This window comes from Streptomyces sp. NPDC003042 (assembly GCF_053591315.1).
In genome coordinates this window covers 1-14,994 of the sequence record NZ_JBSFTP010000112.1, presented here as the reverse complement: position 1 = coordinate 14,994, position 14,994 = coordinate 1, and the positions used below count along the sequence as shown (strand labels likewise).

14 protein-coding genes are annotated in these 14,994 nt (G+C 70.0%); 1 reads left to right on the top strand and 13 read right to left on the bottom strand.

What is annotated here, in order from left to right:
• From metK to pyrR, 13 genes are all read right to left on the bottom strand, one after another.
• A partial coding sequence (gene metK, locus ACWDYJ_RS33615) for a methionine adenosyltransferase (protein ID WP_451569398.1) occupies nt 1-860 on the bottom strand: 860 nt, incomplete at its 3' end.
• Between the two features lie 193 nt (nt 861-1,053).
• Entirely contained in the window at nt 1,054-2,310 is a 1,257-nt protein-coding gene (gene coaBC, locus ACWDYJ_RS33610; protein WP_451569397.1) for a bifunctional phosphopantothenoylcysteine decarboxylase/phosphopantothenate--cysteine ligase CoaBC, read from the bottom strand.
• Between the two features lie 97 nt (nt 2,311-2,407).
• Entirely contained in the window at nt 2,408-2,680 is a 273-nt protein-coding gene (gene rpoZ / locus ACWDYJ_RS33605; protein ID WP_004948662.1) for a DNA-directed RNA polymerase subunit omega, read from the bottom strand.
• A 61-nt stretch (nt 2,681-2,741) separates the two neighbouring features.
• A complete protein-coding gene (gmk, locus tag ACWDYJ_RS33600; protein WP_451569396.1) occupies nt 2,742-3,305 on the bottom strand; it encodes a guanylate kinase in 564 nt (187 codons plus the stop codon).
• A 61-nt stretch (nt 3,306-3,366) separates the two neighbouring features.
• The gene (locus ACWDYJ_RS33595) at nt 3,367-3,690 is read right to left on the bottom strand and encodes an integration host factor (RefSeq protein ID WP_030234009.1); all 324 of its coding nucleotides are present in this window, start codon (nt 3,688-3,690) and stop codon (nt 3,367-3,369) included.
• A gap of 289 nt (nt 3,691-3,979) precedes the next feature.
• Entirely contained in the window at nt 3,980-4,840 is an 861-nt protein-coding gene (gene pyrF, locus ACWDYJ_RS33590; protein WP_451569395.1) for an orotidine-5'-phosphate decarboxylase, read from the bottom strand.
• Nucleotides 4,837-5,946 carry a quinone-dependent dihydroorotate dehydrogenase gene (locus tag ACWDYJ_RS33585; RefSeq protein WP_451569394.1) on the bottom strand — a complete coding sequence of 370 codons (1,110 nt, stop codon included), beginning with the start codon at nt 5,944-5,946 and terminating at the stop codon, nt 4,837-4,839. Before ACWDYJ_RS33585 ends, pyrF begins: the two co-directional genes overlap by 4 nt.
• A 104-nt stretch (nt 5,947-6,050) precedes the next feature.
• A complete protein-coding gene (gene carB / locus ACWDYJ_RS33580; RefSeq protein ID WP_451569393.1) occupies nt 6,051-9,359 on the bottom strand; it encodes a carbamoyl-phosphate synthase large subunit in 3,309 nt (1,102 codons plus the stop codon).
• Complete coding sequence (gene carA / locus ACWDYJ_RS33575; protein ID WP_451569392.1) at nt 9,352-10,509, bottom strand: glutamine-hydrolyzing carbamoyl-phosphate synthase small subunit; 1,158 nt, start codon at nt 10,507-10,509, stop codon at nt 9,352-9,354. Before carA ends, carB begins: the two co-directional genes overlap by 8 nt.
• Nucleotides 10,506-11,087 carry a PH-like domain-containing protein gene (locus ACWDYJ_RS33570; protein ID WP_451569391.1) on the bottom strand — a complete coding sequence of 194 codons (582 nt, stop codon included), beginning with the start codon at nt 11,085-11,087 and terminating at the stop codon, nt 10,506-10,508. The genes carA and ACWDYJ_RS33570 overlap by 4 nt, the downstream gene beginning before the upstream one ends.
• Nucleotides 11,084-12,370, bottom strand: a complete 1,287-nt coding sequence (locus tag ACWDYJ_RS33565; protein WP_451569390.1) for a dihydroorotase — start codon at nt 12,368-12,370, stop codon at nt 11,084-11,086. The genes ACWDYJ_RS33570 and ACWDYJ_RS33565 overlap by 4 nt, the downstream gene beginning before the upstream one ends.
• A 2-nt stretch (nt 12,371-12,372) precedes the next feature.
• Nucleotides 12,373-13,362: an aspartate carbamoyltransferase catalytic subunit gene (locus ACWDYJ_RS33560; protein ID WP_451569389.1), complete on the bottom strand. Its 990-nt coding sequence runs from the start codon at nt 13,360-13,362 to the stop codon at nt 12,373-12,375.
• A gap of 116 nt (nt 13,363-13,478) precedes the next feature.
• Nucleotides 13,479-14,069, bottom strand: a complete 591-nt coding sequence (gene pyrR, locus ACWDYJ_RS33555) for a bifunctional pyr operon transcriptional regulator/uracil phosphoribosyltransferase PyrR (RefSeq protein WP_451569388.1) — start codon at nt 14,067-14,069, stop codon at nt 13,479-13,481.
• 283 nt (nt 14,070-14,352) lie between these two features.
• Here pyrR and bldD point away from each other — a divergent pair, with 283 nt between their 5' ends.
• Entirely contained in the window at nt 14,353-14,853 is a 501-nt protein-coding gene (bldD, locus tag ACWDYJ_RS33550) for a transcriptional regulator BldD (protein ID WP_007263032.1), read from the top strand.
• Nucleotides 14,854-14,994: the final 141 nt, after the last annotated feature.

Sequence of the window (14,994 nt, the reverse complement as noted above, 5' to 3'; positions counted from 1 at the left end):
TTGGACGGGTCCTTGCCGGAGAAGGCGCCGCCGCCGTGGCGGGCCATGCCACCGTACGTGTCGATGATGATCTTGCGGCCGGTCAGACCCGCGTCACCCATCGGGCCGCCGATCTCGAAGCGCCCGGTCGGGTTCACCAGCAGCCGGTAGCCCTCGGTGTCCAGCTTGATGCCGTCCTCGACGAGCTGCGCCAGCACGTGCTCGACGACGAACTCGCGGATGTCGGGAGCGAGCAGCGAGTCCAGGTCGATGTCCGCGGCGTGCTGCGAGGACACGACGACCGTGTCCAGGCGCACGGCCTTGTCGCCGTCGTACTCGATGGTGACCTGGGTCTTGCCGTCGGGGCGCAGGTACGGGATCGTCCCGTTCTTGCGGACCTCGGACAGGCGGCGCGAGAGCCGGTGCGCGATGTGGATCGGGAGCGGCATCAGCTCGGGCGTCTCGTCGCAGGCGTAGCCGAACATCAGGCCCTGGTCGCCCGCGCCCTGCTTGTCGAGCTCGTCCTCATCGCCCTCGACGCGCTTCTCGTAGGCGGTGTCGACGCCCTGCGCGATGTCCGGGGACTGGGCACCGATGGACACCGACACGCCACAGGAGGCGCCGTCGAAGCCCTTCTTCGAGGAGTCGTAGCCGATCTCGAGGATCTTGTCGCGTACGAGCTGGGCGATCGGCGCGTACGCCTTCGTCGTCACCTCGCCCGCGATGTGCACGAGACCGGTGGTGATGAGGGTCTCCACGGCCACACGCGAGGTCGGGTCCTCGGTGAGGAGCGCGTCGAGGATCGTGTCGCTGATCTGGTCAGCGATCTTGTCGGGGTGACCCTCGGTCACGGACTCCGAGGTAAACAGGCGACGGGACACAACGCTCCCTGGGGTTGCAGCGGCTGCTGGCTGATCATGGGCGGAACCACACCGGGGGCTGCGCCCGATCACGTTCCAGGGGCAGTTTATCGGTCGCGACCCCTCACCGGACCACCCGTCTCGCCTTATGGGAGCCGTGTGACCTGCGACACTCCATTCTGGCGTACGGGACCGCCGCCGAGAAGGGCGGCACTCAGGCGTGTCGGGGCTCACTGCGCGGTGCGAGTCGCGAGGCCACCTGGTCCCAAATGACCTCGGCCAGCGCTTCCTTCGGACCATAGGGCACTGGCGTCTCACTGCCGTCGGAGGCCAGGACGACCGCCTCGTTCTCCTCCGAACCGAAGGTCTTGGCCTCGCCCACCTCGTTGACCACGAGCAGGTCGCAGCCCTTGCGCAGGAGCTTGGCCCGGCCGTTGGCGAGTACGTCGTCGGTCTCGGCGGCGAAGCCGACCACGACCTGCCCCTCGCGGGCGCGGTCGGCGGAGATCTCCGCGAGGACGTCGGGATTGCGGACGAGGGCCACCGGTTCCGGGTCCTGGCCGTCCTTCTTCTTGATCTTGCCGTCGGCGTAGCGGGCCGGCCGGAAGTCGGCCACGGCCGCGGCCATCACCACGGCGTCGGCGTCCGCGGCCGCCTTCAGCACCGCCTCCCGCAGTTGCAGGGCCGTGCCCACCCGTACGACGTCGGCCCCCGCCGGGTCGGCCAGCGCGGTGTTCGCGGCGATCAGGGTGACCCTGGCCCCGCGCGCGACGGCGGTGCGGGCGAGCGCGTAGCCCTGCTTGCCGGAGGAGCGGTTGCCGAGGAAGCGGACCGGGTCCAGGGGTTCGCGCGTACCGCCGGCGCTGATGACCACGTGCCGCCCGACCAGATCCGGCTCGCCGGTGCCGCTCGCCCGGCCGTGCCCGCCGAGACCGTGCCTCCTCAAGATATGGCGGCAGACCTCGAAGATCTCGTCGGGGTCGGGGAGCCGCCCCTTGCCGGTGTCCGCGCCGGTGAGCCGGCCGACGGCGGGCTCGATGACGACGGCGCCGCGCCGGCGCAGCGTGGCGACGTTCTCCTGGGTGGCGGGGTGCTCCCACATCTCGGTGTGCATCGCGGGTGCGAAGACCACCGGACAGCGGGCCGTGAGCAGCGTGTTCGTGAGCAGGTCGTCGGCCAGTCCGTGGGCAGCCTTGGCCAGCAGGTCCGCGGTGGCCGGGGCGACGACGACGAGGTCGGCCGACTGGCCGATGCGTACGTGCGGCACCTCGTCGACGCTCTCCCAGACCTCGGTGGAGGCCGGCTTCCCGGACAGCGCGGCCCAAGTGGCCTCGCCGACGAAGTTCAGCGATGCCGCCGTGGGCACCACGCGTACGTCGTGCCCCGACTCGGTCAGTCGGCGCAGCAGCTCGCAGGCCTTGTACGCGGCGATTCCGCCGCTGACGCCCAGCACGACCTTCGGCTTACCCACCACGTACTCCCCTTCAGGATCCATCTGTCCGCCTATGACACACCACAGGCCCGGCAGATGTTCTGCCGGGCCTGTGGTGAAAGGATTTCTCTGTGCCTTACTGAGCCGGGGCCTCGATGGCCTCGGAGGTCAGCAGACCCGCGTTGATCTCGCGCAGCGCGATCGAAAGCGGCTTCTCGTGGACGTGGGTGTCCACCAGCGGGCCGACGTACTCCAGCAGGCCCTCGCCCAGCTGGGAGTAGTACGCGTTGATCTGACGCGCGCGCTTGGCCGCGTAGATCACGAGACTGTACTTCGAGTCAGTAGCCTCGAGCAGCTCGTCGATCGGCGGGTTGATGATGCCCTCGGGCGCAGTGATGGAAGAGGACACGCTCTACCTTCCGAAGATGGGTGAAAGTTCAGGCATCGATCGACATGACATCGATCAACGATCAAACAACTTTCATCAAGGCTAGCAGCTCACGCGCTACGTCCTCGACGGAGGTGTTGACCAGGGTGATGTCGAACTCGGACTCGGCAGCGAGTTCGATCTTGGCGGTGTCCAGCCGGCGCTCGACGACCTCGGGCGATTCGGTACCGCGGCCGGTCAGGCGGCGGACCAGTTCGTCCCAGCTCGGAGGAGCGAGAAAGACCAGCTGGGCGTCGGACATGGACGCACGGACCAGCCGGGCGCCCTGGAGGTCGATCTCCAGCAGCACCGGCTCGCCGTTGCCCAGGCGTTCCAGTACCGCGCCGCGCGGTGTGCCGTAGCGGTTGCCCGCGAATTCGGCCCACTCCAGCAGCTCGCCATTGGCGATCAGCTTGTCGAACTCGTCGTCGTTGACGAAGAAGTAGTGGGTTCCGTGTCGCTCACCAGGCCGCGGCTTGCGGGTGGTGGCCGACACCGAAAGCCATACCTCGGGGTGGACCTTGCGCATATGCGCGACGACCGTGCTCTTGCCGACCCCCGAAGGGCCGGAGAGCACGGTCAGCCGCGGACGAACCTCTGCTGCCATAGAGCGATTATCCAGGTTCTCAGGACTGCCTGAGAACGCCGGGAGCACTTCGGGCGGCGCCTCAGGCGCCGCTACCGCCGAACTCGCGCTCCAGAGAGGCGATCTGGTTGGAACCGAGACCTCGGACACGCCGGGACTCGGAGATGCCGAGGCGCTCCATGATCTGCTTGGCGCGGACCTTGCCGACGCCGGGCAGCGACTCCAGAAGGGCGGAGACCTTCATCTTGCCGATGACGTCGTTCTCCTGACCCGTCTTGATGACGTCATGGAGGGAGGCGCCGGAGTGCTTGAGTCGATTCTTCACCTCGGCCCGCTCCCGGCGAGCCGCGGCGGCCTTTTCGAGCGCTGCTGCGCGCTGTTCAGGGGTAAGGGGCGGAAGAGCCACGCCTACGTCACCTCGGATGTCGAACTGTCGGATACGGACCGGCGCGAGCCCGAAGGCACCACGCCAGGCGAGGTCCCGAACAGCGGTGGTACTCGTTCGCTGTTCGTTCACTCTGGTCGGAGACTAGCGTCCAAGGCCGCTCCAGTCAGCGAGAACGGACGAAAAGTCCTGGTCAGCCTCCACTGAACCGTACATCACGGACAAACTACCCCGGTTTTGTCCGGGGAAAGACGTTCGAATTCCGTCAGGCCGTCCCCCGCGCCCGTCCGACGGCGTCGCTGAACGGCGGCTACGCGGACACGGCGGCGCGGATCTCGTCCGCGAACCGCTTCGCCGACGCGCGCAGCGCGGCCGCGTCCGGGCCATGCTTGAGGACACCGCGCGACACGTTCGGGACGACGTTGCGCACGGCCGAGCCGAAGACCCCCGGCAGATCGGCCGCGGTGGCGCCCTGCGCGCCGATGCCCGGAGCGAGCAGGGGGCCGTTGATGTCCAGGTCGAAGGTGGACAGGTCGCCGAGCGTCGCGCCGACCACCGCACCGAAGGAGCCCATCGGAGAGGCACCCGCGTTCTCCGCCGCCAGGTGCGCCAGCATCGTCGCGCCGATGCTCCGGCCGTCCTCGCGCAGCGCCCGCTGGACTTCCGCGCCCTCCGGGTTCGAGGTGAGGGCCAGCACGAACAGGCCCGCGCCCGACTCCCGCGCCAGGTCCACCGCCGGCTTCAGCGAGCCGTAGCCCAGGTACGGGGAGACCGTCAGCGCGTCCGAGAACAGCGGCGAGGACGGGTCCAGGAAGGCCGAGGCGTACGCGGCCATCGTCGAGCCGATGTCGCCGCGCTTGGCGTCCATCACGACCAGCGTGCCCGCGGCCCGCGCGTCGGCCACGGTGCGCTCCAGCACGGCGACGCCGCGCGAGCCGAACCGCTCGAAGAAGGCGGCCTGCGGCTTGAAGACCGCGACCTCCTCCGCCAGGGCCTCCACGACGGTGCGGGAGAAGCGCTCCAGGCCCTCGATGTCGTCCTTCAGGCCCCACTGGGCCAGCAGGGCGGCGTGCGGGTCGATGCCGACGCACAGCGGCCCGCGCGCGTCCATGGCGGAGCGCAGACGGGTGCCGAAGGGGGTCACGGGGCTGAGGTGGCTGACCGGGCTCACAGGGCGGCCTTTCGGGTCTCGGCGCCCACCGCTTCCGCGAGGGTCGCGTACGGGCTGGCGGCCAGGCGCGCGGCCAGGCCCTTGTGGAGGGAGCGGGCGTAGAACGGGCCCTCGTAGATGAAGGCGCTGTAGCCCTGGATCAGGGTGGCGCCCGCCAGGATGCGCTGCCAGGCGTCCTCGGCGTTCTCGATGCCCCCGACGCCCACGAGGACCAGACGGTCCCCCACACGGGCGTACAGGCGGCGCAGGACCTCCAGGGAGCGCTCCTTGACGGGGGCGCCGGACAGGCCGCCGGTCTCCTTCACCAGGGACGGGCCGGACTTCAGGCCCAGGCCCTCGCGCGCGATCGTGGTGTTGGTGGCGATGATGCCGTCCAGGCCCAGTTCCAGCGCCAGGTCGGCGACCGCGTCGACGTCCTCGTCGGCCAGGTCCGGGGCGATCTTGACGAGCAGCGGGACCCGGCGGTCGGTGACCACGCGGTCCGCGGCTTCCCGTACGGCGGTCAGCAGCGGGCGCAGGGACTCGGTCGCCTGGAGGTTGCGGAGCCCGGGGGTGTTGGGCGAGGAGACGTTCACGACGAGGTAGTCCGCGTGGCGGGCGAGGCGTTCGGTGGAGGCGACGTAGTCCGCCACCGCCTCCTCCTCCGGGACGACCTTCGTCTTGCCGATGTTGACGCCGACGACGGTCCGGAAGACTTCCTTGCGGGCGGCCAGGCGCTCCGCGACGGCCGCCGAGCCCTCGTTGTTGAAGCCCATGCGGTTGATCAGCGCGCGGTCCGGCACGAGCCGGAAGAGGCGCTTCTTCGGGTTGCCGGGCTGCGCCTCGGCCGTGACCGTGCCGATCTCGACGTGGTCGAAGCCGAGCATCGACATGCCGTCGATGGCGACGGCGTTCTTGTCGAAGCCCGCCGCGAGCCCGAAGGGGCCGTGCATCCGCAGGCCGAGGGCCTCCGTGCGCAGTTCCTTGTGGCGGGGGGCGAGGACGGCCGCGACGAAGGTACGCAGCACCGGAGTACGGGCCGCGAGACGGATCCAGCGGAAGGCCAGGTAGTGGGCCTGCTCCGGGTCCATCCGCTTGAAGACCAGGTTGAAGAACAGTTTGTACATCAGTTTGAAGATCCCTCTGCGCTCATGAAGAGGGGGACACCCGTCGCGAAACCGGTGTCCCCCTCCCCTTCTACGGGCTGTACGCCTGCTCTTTACAGCACTGCCTAGTCGCGGGCCGCCGTCAGACGCTGCGCGTGCTCCTGGAGGGAGCAGACGCCCACGTCGCCTCCCTTGAGCGCGTCGATGCCCTGCACGGCCGCGGCGAGCGCCTGGACCGTGGTCAGGCACGGGACGCCGCGCGCCACGGCCGCCGTGCGGATCTCGTAGCCGTCGAGGCGGCCGCCGGTGCCGTACGGGGTGTTGACGATCAGCTCGACCTGACCGTCGTGGATCAGCTGGACGATGGTCTTCTCGCCGCCCGGGCCCTCGCCCTCGCTGAGCTTGCGCACGACGGTGGCGTTGATGCCGTTGCGGCGCAGCACCTCGGCGGTGCCCGAGGTGGCGAGCAGTTCGAAGCCGTGGGCGACGAGCTCGCGCGCCGGGAAGATCATCGAGCGCTTGTCGCGGTTGGCGACGGAGATGAACGCGCGGCCCTTGGTCGGCAGCGGGCCGTAGGCGCCGGCCTGGGACTTGGCGTACGCCGTGCCGAAGACGGAGTCGATGCCCATGACCTCGCCGGTGGAGCGCATCTCCGGGCCGAGGACGGTGTCGACGCCGCGGCCGTGGATGTCGCGGAAGCGCGACCACGGCATGACGGCCTCCTTGACGGAGATCGGCCCGTCGAGCGGCAGGGTTCCGCCGTCGCCGGTCTTCGGGAGCATGCCCTCGGCGCGCAGCTCGGCGATGGTGGTGCCGAGCGAGATGCGCGCGGCGGCCTTCGCGAGCGGGACGGCGGTCGCCTTCGAGGTGAAGGGAACGGTCCGGGAGGCGCGCGGGTTGGCCTCCAGGACGTAGAGGATGTCACCCGCCATCGCGAACTGGATGTTGATCAGGCCGCGGACGCCGACGCCCTTGGCGATGGCCTCGGTGGAGGCGCGCAGGCGCTTGATGTCGTAGCCGCCGAGGGTGATCGGGGGCAGGGCGCAGGCGGAGTCGCCGGAGTGGATGCCGGCTTCCTCGATGTGCTCCATGACGCCGCCGAGGTAGAGCTCGGTGCCGTCGTAGAGGGCGTCGACGTCGATCTCGATCGCGTCGTCGAGGAAGCGGTCGACCAGGACCGGCCGGGTGGGGCTGATCTCGGTGGACTCGGCGATGTACGACTCCAGGCGGGTCTCGTCGTAGACGATCTCCATGCCGCGGCCGCCGAGCACGTAGGACGGGCGGACGAGGACCGGGTACCCGATCTCGTCGGCGATGGCCTTCGCACCCGGGAAGGTGGTGGCGGTGCCGTGCTTGGGGGCGGGCAGTCCGGCGTCGGCGAGGACCTGCCCGAAGGCGCCGCGGTCCTCGGCGGCGTGGATGGCCTCGGGCGGGGTGCCGACGACGGGGACGCCGTTGTCCTTGAGTGCCTGGGCGAGACCGAGGGGGGTCTGGCCGCCGAGCTGGACGATGACGCCGGCGATGGGGCCCGCCAGGGTCTCGGCGTGGACGATCTCCAGCACGTCTTCGAGCGTCAGCGGCTCGAAGTACAGGCGGTCGGAGGTGTCGTAGTCCGTGGAGACGGTCTCGGGGTTGCAGTTGACCATCACGGTCTCGTAGCCGGCGTCGCTGAGGGCGAAGGAGGCGTGGACGCAGGAGTAGTCGAACTCGATGCCCTGGCCGATGCGGTTCGGGCCGGAGCCCAGGATGATGACCGCGGGCTTCTCGCGCGGGGCGACCTCGGACTCCTCGTCGTAGGACGAGTAGAAGTACGGGGTGTTGGCGGCGAACTCGGCGGCGCAGGTGTCGACCGTCTTGTAGACGGGGCGGACGCCCAGCGCGTGGCGGACCTCGCGGACGACGTCCTCGCGCAGGCCCCGGATCTCGGCGATCTGGACGTCGGAGAAGCCGTGGCGCTTGGCCTCGGCGAGCAGCTCGGGGTCGAGCTTCTCGGCGGCGGCCAGGTCGTCCGCGATCTCCTTGATCAGGAAGAGCTGGTCGACGAACCAGGGGTCGATCTTCGTGGACTCGAAGACCTCTTCCTGGGTGGCGCCGGCGCGGATGGCCTGCATGACGGTGTTGATGCGGCCGTCGGTGGGACGCGCGGCGGCGGCGAGGAGCTCGTCCTTCTCGCCGGGCTCGCCGACGAAGGTGAACTGCGAGCCCTTCTTCTCCAGGGAGCGCAGGGCCTTCTGGAGCGCTTCGGTGAAGTTGCGGCCGATGGCCATGGCCTCGCCCACCGACTTCATGGTGGTGGTGAGGGTGGAGTCGGCGAGCGGGAACTTCTCGAAGGCGAAGCGCGGGGCCTTGACGACGACGTAGTCGAGGGACGGCTCGAAGGAGGCCGGCGTCTTCTCGGTGATGTCGTTGGGGACCTCGTCGAGCGTGTAGCCGATGGCCAGCTTGGCGGCGATCTTGGCGATCGGGAAGCCGGTGGCCTTCGACGCGAGGGCCGAGGAGCGCGAGACGCGCGGGTTCATCTCGATGACGATGACGCGGCCGTCGACCGGGTCGATCGCGAACTGGATGTTGCAGCCGCCGGTGTCGACGCCGACCTCGCGGATGATCGCGATGCCGATGTCGCGCAGCCGCTGGTACTCGCGGTCGGTGAGCGTCATCGACGGGGCGACGGTGATCGAGTCGCCGGTGTGGACGCCCATCGGGTCGAAGTTCTCGATGGAGCAGACGACGACGACGTTGTCCTTGGTGTCGCGCATCAGCTCCAGCTCGTACTCCTTCCAGCCGAGGATGGACTCCTCCAGGAGCACCTCGGTGGTCGGGGAGAGCGTGAGGCCCTGGCCGGCGATGCGGCGCAGCTCTTCCTCGTCGTGGGCGAAGCCGGAGCCGGCGCCGCCCATCGTGAAGGAGGGGCGCACGACGACGGGGTAGCCGCCGAGGATGTCGACGCCCTTGATGACGTCGTCCATCGTGTGGCAGATGACCGAGCGGGCGGACTCGCCGTAGCCGATCTTGGCCTTGACGGCCTCGACGACGCCCTTGAAGAGGTCGCGGTCCTCGCCCTTGTTGATGGCCTCGACATTGGCGCCGATGAGCTCGACGCCGTACTTCTCCAGCACACCCTGCTCGTGCATGGAGATGGCGGTGTTCAGCGCGGTCTGGCCGCCGAGGGTCGGGAGCAGCGCGTCGGGGCGCTCCTTCGCGATGATCTTCTCGACGAACTCGGGGGTGATCGGCTCGACGTACGTGGCGTCGGCGATCTCCGGGTCGGTCATGATCGTCGCGGGGTTGGAGTTCACCAGGATGACGCGCAGGCCCTCGGCCTTGAGGACGCGGCAGGCCTGGGTGCCGGAGTAGTCGAACTCGGCGGCCTGGCCGATGACGATCGGGCCGGAGCCGATGACCAGGACGGACTGGATATCGGTGCGCTTAGGCACGATCGGCCTCCATCTGGGCGGTTTCCATCAAAGACGTGAAGCGGTCGAAGAGGTACGCGGCGTCGTGCGGGCCGGCAGCCGCCTCGGGGTGGTACTGGACGCTGAAGGCCGGCTGGTCGAGCAGCTGGAGGCCTTCGACGACCTGGTCGTTCAGGCAGACGTGGGAGACCTCGGCGCGGCCGTAGGCGGTCTCGGAGATCTTGTCGAGGGGCGCGTCGACGGCGAAGCCGTGGTTGTGCGCGGTGACCTCGACCTTGCCGGTGGTGCGGTCCTGCACCGGCTGGTTGATGCCGCGGTGGCCGTACTTCAGCTTGTACGTGCCGAAGCCGAGCGCGCGGCCGAGGATCTGGTTGCCGAAGCAGATGCCGAAGAGCGGGGTCTTGCGCTCCAGGACGCCCCGCATGACGGCGACGGGGCCGTCGGCGGTGGCCGGGTCGCCCGGGCCGTTGGAGAAGAAGACGCCGTCCGGCTGGACCGCGTAGACGTCCTCGACGGTGGCGGTGGCGGGCAGCACGTGCACCTCGATGCCGCGCTCGGCCATCCGGTGCGGGGTCATGCCCTTGATGCCGAGGTCCACGGCGGCGACGGTGAACTTCTTCTCACCGATCGCGGGGACGACGTAGGCCTCCTTGGTGGCGACCTCGGCGGCGAGGTTCGCGCCCTTCATCTGCGGGGCCTGCCGTACGCGGGCGAGCAGCGCGCCGTCGGCCGTGATCGAAGCTCCGGAGAAGATGCCGACGCGCATGGCGCCGCGCTCGCGCAGGTGGCGGGTCAGGGCGCGGGTGTCGATGCCGGAGATCCCGACGACGCCCTGCGTGAGCAGCTCCTCGTCCAGCGAGCGCTGCGAGCGCCAGTTGGAGGGGACGCGGGCGGGGTCGCGCACGACGTACCCGGCCACCCAGATGCGGGAGGACTCGGGGTCTTCGTCGTTGACGCCGGTGTTGCCCACGTGCGGGGCGGTCATCACGACGACCTGCCGGTGGTACGACGGGTCGGTGAGGGTCTCCTGGTATCCGGTCATGCCGGTGGAGAACACGGCCTCGCCGAAGGTCTCCCCCACAGCGCCGTAGGCACGGCCGCGGAAGATCCGACCGTCCTCCAGGACGAGTACGGCGGGAGCTTTGGCTGCTCCCCTGGTGGAGGTCGTCATCGTGCGGCGCCTTCCGTGGTGGTGGATGAGTTCATGAGGTTGACTGCTTCGACCCAGGCGGCGTGTTCGGCCGCGCGGTCGGAGCGGAATCCGGAGTCGATCAGCTTGTCGCCGTGCGCCCAGGTGACGACGAGCAGACCGCCCTCGGTGAGTACCTTGCCCGCGATTCCCTTGTCGAGGCGGGCGCCGCGCAGTTGCGCGGCCGGTACGAAGAAGTCGGTGGCCCCCGGACGGACCACGTCGAGGCCCGCGTCGGTGAGCGTGAGCTCGACCCGGCTGCGGACGCCCAGACCGTGGGCGACGATCCGGTCGAGCCACTGCCCGGCGGTGGTGGACCCGTGGTAGCGGCCGGTCAGGGCCAGCCGGTGCTCGGGGAGGCCGTCGGGGGCGGCGGGCAGCTCCGGCAGGTCGTTCTGCAGAGCGCCGCGCCATTTCCAGCCCTGGCGCATCAGCCAGTACACGAACGCGATGAAGACGACCAGACCGATCACCCACGCGATGCGTGCGCCGAACTCGGTCACCTCGGCCGACTGTCGTTCGGCGGCCTCGGCGGCCAGTTGGATTACTGCAGGTGTCACGCCAGTTTCCCGTCCACGACCGTTGCCCGGCCCCGCAGGAAGGTGTGAGTGACGCGACCCGGCAGCTCACGGCCCTCGTAAGGCGTGTTGCGGCTGCGGGAGGCGAAGTGTGCGGGGTCCACGACACCACGGTACGAGGTATCGACCAAGGTCAGGTTCGCGGGTTCACCTGCCGAGACGGGACGGCCGTGGGCCGCCAGGCCGCCGATACGGGCCGGGGCGAAGGACATCCGCTCCGCGACGCCCGCCCAGTCGAGCAGTCCGGTCTCCACCATCGTCTGCTGGACGACGGAGAGCGCGGTCTCCAGGCCCACCATGCCCATCGCGGCCGCGGCCCACTCGCAGTCCTTGTCCTCGTGCGGGTGCGGGGCGTGGTCGGTGGCGACGATGTCGATGGTGCCGTCGGCGAGCGCCTCGCGCAGGGCCAGCACGTCGCGCTCGGTGCGCAGCGGCGGGTTGACCTTGTAGACCGCGTTGTACGAGCGGACGAGCTCGTCGGTGAGGAGGAGGTGGTGCGGGGTGACCTCGGCGGTGACGTCGATGCCGCGGGACTTGGCCCAGCGGACGATCTCGACGGAGCCGGCGGTGGAGAGGTGGCAGATGTGCACGCGGGAGCCGACGTGCTCGGCGAGGAGGACGTCGCGGGCGATGATCGACTCCTCGGCGACGGCCGGCCAGCCGCCGAGACCGAGTTCGGCGGAGACGACGCCCTCGTTCATCTGCGCGCCCTCGGTCAGGCGGGGCTCCTGGGCGTGCTGGGCGACGACGCCGCCGAAGGCCTTCACGTACTCCAGGGCGCGGCGCATGATCACGGCGTCGTCGACGCACTTGCCGTCGTCGGAGAAGACGGTGACGCGGGCGGCTGAGTCGTGCATGGCGCCCAGCTCGGCGAGCTGCTTGCCCTCCAGGCCGACGGTGACGGCGCCGATGGGCTGCACGTCGCAGTAGCCGGACTCCTTGCCCAGGCGCCACACCTGCTCGACGACGCCGGCGGTGTCGGCGACCGGGAAGGTGTTCGCCATGGCGAAGACGGCGGTGTAGCCGCCGGAGGCAGCCGCGCGGGTGCCGGTGAGGACGGTCTCGCTGTCCTCACGGCCGGGCTCGCGCAGGTGGGTGTGGAGGTCGACGAGGCCGGGGAGGAGGGTCTGCCCCTCGGCCTCGATGACGGTGGCGTCGCCGGCTTCGAGGTTCGTGCCGACCTCCGCGATGGTCTCGCCGTCGATCAGGACGTCCTGCGCCTCGCCACCGAGTACCTTCGCGCCACGGATCAGGATCTTGCTCATCTTTACTGGTTCTCCTCGGTGCGCGCGGCGGGGGTGGTGGCGACGGCGGGCTCGGATCCGCCGAGCAGCAGGTACAGGACGGCCATCCGGGTGGACACGCCGTTGGCGACCTGCTCGACGGCCGTGCAGCGGTCGGAGTCGGCTACCTCGGCGGTGATCTCCATGCCGCGGTTCATCGGGCCGGGGTGCATGACGATGGCGTGCTCGGGCATCTTCGCCATGCGCTCGCCGTTCAGCCCGTAGCGGCGGGAGTACTCGCGCTCGGTCGGGAAGAAGGCGGCGTTCATGCGTTCGCGCTGCACACGCAGCATCATGACCGCGTCGGACTTCGGCAGCACCTCGTCGAGGTGGTACGAGACCTCGCAGGGCCAGCTCTCGACGCCGATCGGGACCAGCGTGGGCGGGGCCACGACGGTGACCTCGGCGCCGAGGGTGTGCAGCAGCTGCACGTTGGAGCGGGCGACCCGGCTGTGCAGGACGTCGCCCACGATGGTGATGCGGCGGCCTGCGAGGTCCTTGCCGAGCCCGGCGTCCCGGCCGACCAGGCGGCGGCGCATGGTGAAGGCGTCGAGCAGGGCCTGGGTGGGGTGTTCGTGGGTGCCGTCCCCGGCGTTGACCACGGCGGAGTCGATCCAGCCGGAGGTCGCGAGCCGGTAGGGGGCGCCGGAGGCGTGGTGGCGGATGACGACCGCGTCGGCGCCCATGGCCTCCAGGGTCAGCGCGGTGTCCTTCAGGGATTCGCCCTTGGAGACCGAGGAGCCCTTGGCGGAGAAGTTGATGACGTCGGCGGACAGCCGCTTGGCGGCCGCTTCGAAGGAGATCCGGGTGCGGGTGGAGTCCTCGAAGAAGAGGTTGACGACGGTGAGGCCGCGCAGGGTGGGCAGCTTCTTGATCGGCCGGTCCGCGACACGGGCCATCTCCTCGGCGGTGTCGAGGATCAGGACGGCGTCGTCGCGCGTGAGATCGGCGGCCGAGATGAGGTGGCGCTTCATCTGGATGGCTCCGTAGGTCGGGAGGGCGGCTGTCAGGCAGGCTGACGGGCTGGGCGGTGCGGGCAGGGCGGACTCCGGCGCGGACCCCGCAGGGGGGGTCCGGCACCCGGGTAGGGCTACTGCCCGGCTGCCTGGGCGGTCCGCTGGCCGAGCAGTACGGCGTCTCGGCCGTCCTCCTCCTGGAGCTGGACCTTGACGGTCTCCCGCAGCGAGGTGGGGAGGTTCTTGCCTACGTAGTCGGCGCGGATCGGCAGTTCGCGGTGGCCCCGGTCGACGAGGACCGCGAGCTGCACGGCGCGGGGCCGGCCGAGGGCGCCGAGCGCGTCGAGGGCGGCCCGGATGGTGCGGCCGGAGAAGAGCACGTCGTCGACGAGGACCACGAGACGGCCGTCGATGTCGTCGCCGGGGATCTCGGTGCGGCCGATGGCCCGGGCGGGCTTCAGGCGCAGGTCGTCGCGGTACATGGTGATGTCGAGGGAGCCGACCGGAATCTTCGATCCGGTGATCTCTTCGAGCTTGGCGGCCAGCCGGCGGGCAAGGTACACACCGCGGGTGGGAATGCCGAGGAGCACCACGTCGTCGGCGCCCTTGGCGCGTTCGACGATCTCGTGGGCGATACGGGTCAGGACCCGGGCGATGTCCTGCGCCTCCAGTACGGGGCGCATCGCTTCGCCGGCCTCTGAAAGCTGGAAAGTCTGGCTGTCCATGAAAAGGACCTCCTTCTCCGCCTCACGGGACGGACCTTAAAGGACGTCTGAATTACGCGCTCCACGGTACCAGGGGGACGTCCGGTCCCCCGCATCGGGAGCGGGCGCGGGCCCTCGTAAGTGGGGGTTGAAGACCATTCGGCTTGACGCATCCACGTAACGCTGCGTAACCTCACAGTGAGTTACCAGCCGCGCGGCGGAGCCGCACGTGGGCCATGTCGTCACGTGGTCCATGTCGTCACAGCGTCCATGTCGTCACAGCGTCACAGCGTCCGGGAGCGTTATGTCCAGCGAATACGCCAAACAGCTCGGGGCCAAGCTCCGCGCCATCCGCACCCAGCAGGGCCTTTCCCTCCACGGTGTCGAGGAGAAGTCCCAGGGCCGGTGGAAGGCCGTGGTGGTCGGCTCCTACGAGCGCGGAGACCGCGCCGTGACCGTCCAGCGCCTCGCCGAGCTGGCGGACTTCTACGGGGTTCCGGTGCAGGAGCTGCTGCCGGGCACCACGCCCGGCGGAGCGGCCGAGCCGCCGCCGAAGCTGCGCCTCGACCTGGAGCGCCTGGCGGGCGTGCCCGCCGAGAAGGCCGGCCCGCTCCAGCGGTACGCCGCGACGATCCAGAGTCAGCGCGGCGACTACAACGGCAAGGTGCTGTCGATCCGTCAGGACGACCTGCGCACCCTGGCCGTCATCTACGACCAGTCCCCCTCGGTCCTGACCGAGCAGCTGATCAGCTGGGGCGTGCTGGACGCGGATGCCCGTCGTGCGGTGGCGCACGAGGACATCTAGTCCCGAGCGGCCAAGCCCAGCAGAAACGTCCCGGCGGGTGCCGGGAGCCCAACGAGGCCGACGCGCCCAGCGCCTTCCGCGTCTCCCTCCCGGGCGCCGACTGGACGAGGGCGGAGAGCGATCAGTGGCTGTCGACGGGCT

Bases quoted from the DNA above. Each gene is read 5' to 3' on its own strand.
- gmk (WP_451569396.1), bottom strand. From the start codon at position 3,305: ATGGCAGCAGAGGTTCGTCCGCGGCTGACCGTGCTCTCCGGCCCTTCG.
- ACWDYJ_RS33585 (WP_451569394.1), bottom strand. From the start codon at position 5,946: ATGTACAAACTGTTCTTCAACCTGGTCTTCAAGCGGATGGACCCGGAG.
- carA (WP_451569392.1), bottom strand. From the start codon at position 10,509: ATGACGACCTCCACCAGGGGAGCAGCCAAAGCTCCCGCCGTACTCGTC.
- ACWDYJ_RS33565 (WP_451569390.1), bottom strand. From the start codon at position 12,370: ATGAGCAAGATCCTGATCCGTGGCGCGAAGGTACTCGGTGGCGAGGCG.
- ACWDYJ_RS33560 (WP_451569389.1), bottom strand. From the start codon at position 13,362: ATGAAGCGCCACCTCATCTCGGCCGCCGATCTCACGCGCGACGACGCC.
- pyrR (WP_451569388.1), bottom strand. From the start codon at position 14,069: ATGGACAGCCAGACTTTCCAGCTTTCAGAGGCCGGCGAAGCGATGCGC.
- bldD (WP_007263032.1), top strand. From the start codon at position 14,353: ATGTCCAGCGAATACGCCAAACAGCTCGGGGCCAAGCTCCGCGCCATC.